Raw genomic sequence first — 6136 nt, forward strand, 5'->3', positions numbered from 1 at the left:
GATGTAAAGTTACATGATATTGTAATCGCTCAATCAGCTTGTTCAGAATCTTCAATAAACGATAATCTTTTTGGTAATATAAATTTTTCAGTAACACCTGATTTTGATTTATTGGTTGAAGCTGTCGAAAAATCCAAAGAACTTGGGTTTAGGACTCATTGTGGTCAAGTTCATTCATCTGACCAATTTTATTCAGAAATGGATCCTAAAGTATTCGAAAATTTAAGAAAATATGGGATACTTTGTGTAGAAATGGAATCATATGGTCTTTTTATGGCAGCTAGAAAACATGGAAAGAAGGCCTTAGGAATATTTACAATTTCTGATTCGCTTGTAGAAAATGTAGCAGATAGTGCTGAAAATAGGCAAAAGTCATATACAAATATGATGGAACTTGCTCTTGAGGTAGCAGAAGCTTAGATGATTAAAACGATAATAATGGCTGCTGGTGAGGGAACAAGGATGAAATCTGAAACATCCAAGGTTCTTCATAAGTTAATTAATAAAGAAATAATAAAGTACGTAAAAAAAGCGAGTGACTTCGATAATTCTGAAACAATTATTATTGGAGGAGCTAATAAGGAGAAGCTAGTAGAACTTTTCCCAGATATAAAAATAGTTGAACAAAAAATAGGAGAAGTGATTCCTTACGGGACTGGCTATGCAGCCAGCCTTGCCCTAGACTATATAGATGACAATGACCAAGTTCTTATTTTAAATGGAGATATACCACTCATAAAAAGAGAATCTCTAGAAAAACTTATAAATTATCATGATGAAACAGACTCTTCCTGTACTATACTTTCAACCTTAATAGATAGACCCAAGGGTTATGGAAGAATTATAAGGGATGAAAATAATAATTTTATAAAGATTACTGAGGATAGGGACTTAGTAATTGGGCAAGAAAATATAAATGAGATAAATGTAGGTATTTATATTTTCAAAGCTCAAGATTTGAGAGAATCTCTTTCTAAAATAAATTCTGATAACGATCAAAACGAGCTGTACCTAACTGACTGTATCGGAGTACTTAAAAATCAAGATAAAAAAGTAAGCGCTTATGTTAGTGAAGATTGTGAAGAGTTCTATGGAATAAATAATAAATATGAACTTTACCAAGCTAGCAAAATTTTACAAAATAGGATTAATAAAGCTCATATGATTAATGGTGTGATAATCGAAAGTCCTGAAACAACCTTTATTGAAGAGGGCGTAGAAATAGGCATAGATACAGTTATTTCAGGCTTCGTAAAGATTTACGGAAATTCTAAGATTGGTAAATCCTGCCTAATTGATGGGTCAACAAGGATTATTAACTCGACAATTGAAGATAATGTAAGAGTTGACAATGCGGTTATTGAAGATTGTTACATGGAAAAAGATAGTAATATAGGACCTTATTCTAGGATTAGACCAAATTCTTACATAGGAAAAGGCGTCCATATAGGAAACTTTGTTGAAGTTAAAAATTCAAAACTAGGGGAAGGTACCAAAGCCGGTCATCTTGCTTATATTGGTGATAGTGATTTAGGCAAAGATATAAATATTGGATGTGGGGTAGTATTTGTAAATTATGATGGTAAATTTAAACATAGGTCCACCATTGAAGATGGTGCATTCATAGGATCTAATGCAAATATTGTAGCACCCGTAAAAGTTGAAAAAGAAGGTTTTGTAGCAGCAGGCTCTACCATAACAGAAGATGTTAGTTCGGGTGAGTTAATAATAGAAAGAGCCGAACAAAAACATATTACAGGTTATGTCGAAAGAAAAAAAGAAAGAGATAAAAATCATAAGGAGTAAAAATGTCATCTAGAGGAAACAAGTACATTCAAAGAGGGGAATTAAAACTATTATCAGGTAATTCCAACATAAAATTAGCTGAAAGTGTAGCTAAGAACTTAGGAAGTGAACTTACAAAGGCTGATATTAATAAATTTAAAGACGGTGAAATCAGTATTAAGATTAATGAGTCAATCAGGGGCAAAGATGTGTTTATTATTCAACCTACATCTAATCCTACTAATGATAACCTTATGGAATTATTAATCATGATTGATGCTTGTAAGAGAGCCTCTGCTGGATATATTAATGCAGTAATCCCTTATTATGGATATGCTAGACAAGATAGAAAAACTAGGGGTAGGGAACCAATAACTGCAAAACTCGTTGCAAATCTACTTACTGTAGCTGGTGCCGATAGGATAATAACCATGGATCTTCATGCTGGACAAATTCAAGGTTATTTTGATATTCCAGTTGACCATTTTTCTGCTATTAGATTACTTTCTACACATTTCCAATCTTTCGCCTTTGATAAACCTGAGGAATTTGTTGTAGTAAGTCCAGACCTTGGTGGAGTTAGACGTGCAAGAGAATTTGCCGATTATCTAAAGCTTCCTATAGCAATTATTGAAAAAAGAAGACCAATGCCTAATGTTTCTGAGGTTATGTCTGTAATAGGTGATTTCAAAGGAAAACACGCTATAATTGTTGATGATATGATTGATACTGCTGGTACAATTACAAATGCTGCTGATTTCTTAGTTGAAAATGGGGCTAAAGATGTTTATCTTGTGGCTACACACGGTGTATTTTCAGGTGATGCTATAAATAAACTTCAAAAACCATCTGTTAAAGAAGTTGTAATTACAGATACAATAGCCCTACCAGAAGAAAAGAGAATTGATAAAATAACTCAATTATCAATAGCTCCACTCTTGGCTGAAGCTATTAATAGAATTAATACTTACGAATCAATTAGCGGTCTGTTTACGGTTATAGAATAATGTATTATATCGTAGGATTAGGCAATCCTGGATTACAATATGAAAACACTAGACACAATGTTGGTTTCATGACTATTGATTATTTGGCTAGAAAATATGATATTGATGTAAGAAAATTAAAATTCAAATCATTATATGGTCAGGGAGAAATCTCTGGCCATAAAGTCATGCTCATAAAACCACAAACATATATGAATAATTCAGGTGAAGCAGTTAGAGAATTAAGAAATTTTTATAAGTTTGATTCCGATAAACTTATAGTTATTTATGATGATATAGATATAGATTTTGGGACAATTAGGATTAGAAAAAAAGGATCTGCTGGTAGCCATAATGGAATGAAATCTATTATCTATCAAATCCAAGATGATCAATTTCCAAGAATAAAAGTTTCTATAGGCAAAAAGCCAGACCAATGGGATTTAGCTAATTTCGTCCTAAGTGGATTCACAAAAGATGAAGTCAAGGTCTTAGAAGATGAAATTAGGCTTGCTGTAGATGCTATAGAAATAATTCTTAGCGAAAATATAGATAAGGCAATGAATAAATGCAATTCAGTTAAGTTGGTGCAGAATAATAATGAATAAATTAATTGAAAAATTAATTGCAATTGAACAAATAAAAAAAATTAAATATGTACTTAAAGATTCTTCACCTTTATATATTCAATCTTTAACTGATGGAATAAGTGGACATCTAGCCTTAGCTATTTTTGAGTTGCTTCAACGTAATATTGTGTTTATTGCAGAAAACCAAAAGAGAGCTGAGAAATTTCTAAATGATATAAATCAAATTTCAAATATAGCAAAATATTATCCAGAAATTGATACAAATTATTATAATATAAAGTCAATTGATGATAACAAAAATTATCAAAGGATAGATACTCTCATAAGTCTTGCAAAGGGCGAAAAGTTTATCACAGTAACTAGTATTGGTGCTATGAAAAATAAACTTACAACTTTAGATAAATTTAATAAGTCTTTTGCTAAAATAGATGAGGAGAGTGTGATTGATGTTGATAAATTTATCAATAACCTCCTTGCTCTTAACTACAACCCTTCGGATTTTGTTGAAGAAAGAGGTGACTTTGCTAAGAGGGGGTCAATAATTGATATTTGGCCTGTTAATTATCAGAACCCAGTTAGGATAGAATTATTTGATGATGAGATTGACTCTATAAGAATATTTGACAAAAATACTCAAAGAACAATAGAAAAAATCAATAGTGTTGAGATAAGTCCGGCTAATGAACTTTTATACGATGAAGAAGATTATAAAAAGGTAATCAAGGCTATTTCTAATGATATAGAGCATAAACAAATATTCGATATTAAGGATCAAAAACTTGTAGATAAGTATAAGCAAATTATTTCTTTTTTGGACCAAAGTATGTATGTTGCAAATAAAGATTTGATTAATGCTTATAGGAGTGATAATTATTCTACTTTTATTGATTACATGCCTGATGATACTATATTTATTTTCGATGATGTATCTAGGATTTATGAAACTGTTACATCTGATGAAGAAAAATTTCTTGAAGATTTAACTTATCAGATGGAAAATGGGGAAGTATTTGGTAATTTTAAAAATTACTTAATCAATAGTGAAGAAATATATGAGAAAATATCTCGTAAGTCTATAATTAACTTTACATCTATTCTTAAGCGTACAAAATTATTTTCTCCAAAGAAAATTATTGAGCTTAAGACAATTGAATCTGAAAATTTTAATAAAAATGTAGAAAACTTTATAAAAACAAGTATCGATTTGGCAAAGAAAGATAAAAAAGTTTTTGTATTTGCTGGTTCAAAGTCAAGGAAAGAAAAACTTTTAGAAAGTTATGTTGATCAAGGATTTTTACTAGCTAACTCAGAAGAAAATGCTGCTGATTATGATAACTTTCCTATCATTGTATCTGAGAAGAAATCTAGCGAAGGTTATTATGTTAGGGACGTGAATTTGTATGTCTTTACTAGTATTGAAATATACGGTAAGACGTCTACTAAGACTAGCAATCGTAAAAAAATCTCTTCAAAAAATATAATCAACTATTCAGATTTAGAAATAGGAGATTATGTGGTTCATGAAAATAACGGGATTGGAATTTATAAGGGTTTAACAAAAATTGAAAGAAATGATGTTGAGAAAGATTTTATCCTGATAGAATATCGAGGAAATGATAAGCTCTACATACCAGTTGATCAGATGAATTTAGTTAGTAAGTATATAGGTAATAAGGGCGAAAAACCGCGATTATCAGCCTTGGGTTCCATCCAATGGCAAAAATCTAAGCAAAGAGCTAGGAAGGCTGTTGATGAAATTGCTGATGACCTGGTAAAACTTTACGCAAAAAGAGCTAAGGAAAAGGGGCACGCTTTTTCAAAAGATACTACTTGGCAAAATGAATTTGAAAATTCTTTTCCTTATGATGAAACTTTTTCACAATTAAGAAGTCTTGAGGAAATCAAAACTGATATGGAAAGTGAAAATCCTATGGATAGGTTGTTATGTGGTGATGTTGGATATGGTAAAACTGAAGTGGCCTTAAGAGCTGCTTTTAAAGCCATTATGGATGGTTATCAAGTTGCATTTTTAGTGCCTACAACTATCTTAGCTAACCAGCATTATCACACAATGTTAGAAAGATTTAAAGATTTTCCTATTACTTGTGCTATGCTTTCAAGGTTCAATACAAAAACCAAGGATGAAGAGATATTGAAGAATATAAAAACTGGCAAGGTTGATATAGTTGTTGGTACCCATCGATTACTTTCAAAAGATGTCAAATTCAATAAATTAGGCTTATTAGTTATAGATGAAGAGCAGAGGTTTGGTGTAAAACATAAAGAGAAATTCAAAAAGTTTAAATCTTCAATTGATGTTTTAACCTTATCAGCTACTCCAATTCCAAGGACTCTTCAAATGTCCCTATCAGGCATAAGAGACCTATCGACTTTAGATGAACCACCAGAAGAAAGACTTCCAGTAAATACCTATGTTTTAGAATACGACCCAGGAATTATAAGAGATGCTATACTTAAGGAACTAAATAGAAATGGACAAGTTTATTTTGTTTATAACAGGGTAAACGATATTGAAAAACTCTATTTAAATATAAAAGAACTAGTCCCAGAAGCAAGTGTTGATATAGTCCATGGTCAAATGAGTCCTAGACAAATTGAAAATATAATGATTGATTTTATAGAAGGAAAGACTGACATTTTGCTTGCAACAACCATCATAGAGACGGGAATTGACATAAAAAATGTAAACAAAATCATAATTTATGATGCTGATTTAATGGGGTTATCTCAGCTTTACCAGTTAAAAGGCAGGAT

4 protein-coding genes and 1 pseudogene are annotated in these 6136 nt (G+C 31.2%); all 5 read left to right on the top strand.

Annotated features, from left to right (window positions below):
- Positions 1-420, top strand: a pseudogene (locus RQ907_RS07015) (purine-nucleoside phosphorylase); the annotation flags it as partial.
- On the top strand, positions 421-1806 hold the full coding sequence (gene glmU / locus RQ907_RS07020) for a bifunctional UDP-N-acetylglucosamine diphosphorylase/glucosamine-1-phosphate N-acetyltransferase GlmU (protein ID WP_311492666.1): 1386 nt from the start codon (positions 421-423) through the stop codon (positions 1804-1806).
- Between the two features lie 2 nt (positions 1807-1808).
- A complete protein-coding gene (locus RQ907_RS07025; protein ID WP_311492667.1) occupies positions 1809-2792 on the top strand; it encodes a ribose-phosphate pyrophosphokinase in 984 nt (327 codons plus the stop codon).
- The gene (gene pth / locus RQ907_RS07030) at positions 2792-3379 is read left to right on the top strand and encodes an aminoacyl-tRNA hydrolase (RefSeq protein ID WP_311492668.1); all 588 of its coding nucleotides are present in this window, start codon (positions 2792-2794) and stop codon (positions 3377-3379) included. The genes RQ907_RS07025 and pth overlap by 1 nt, the downstream gene beginning before the upstream one ends.
- Positions 3372-6136: transcription-repair coupling factor (mfd, locus tag RQ907_RS07035; RefSeq protein ID WP_311492669.1), on the top strand; the 2765-nt coding region annotated here is incomplete at its 3' end. The genes pth and mfd, both read left to right, overlap by 8 nt.

Origin of the sequence: uncultured Anaerococcus sp. (assembly GCF_963510575.1) — a bacterium.
Taxonomy (GTDB): domain Bacteria; phylum Bacillota; class Clostridia; order Tissierellales; family Peptoniphilaceae; genus Anaerococcus.

What these genes read in the sequence shown, in the direction of transcription:
- glmU (WP_311492666.1), top strand. Translation starts at nt 421, where the DNA reads ATGATTAAAACGATAATAATGGCTGCTGGTGAGGGAACAAGGATGAAA.
- RQ907_RS07025 (WP_311492667.1), top strand. Translation starts at nt 1,809, where the DNA reads ATGTCATCTAGAGGAAACAAGTACATTCAAAGAGGGGAATTAAAACTA.
- pth (WP_311492668.1), top strand. Translation starts at nt 2,792, where the DNA reads ATGTATTATATCGTAGGATTAGGCAATCCTGGATTACAATATGAAAAC.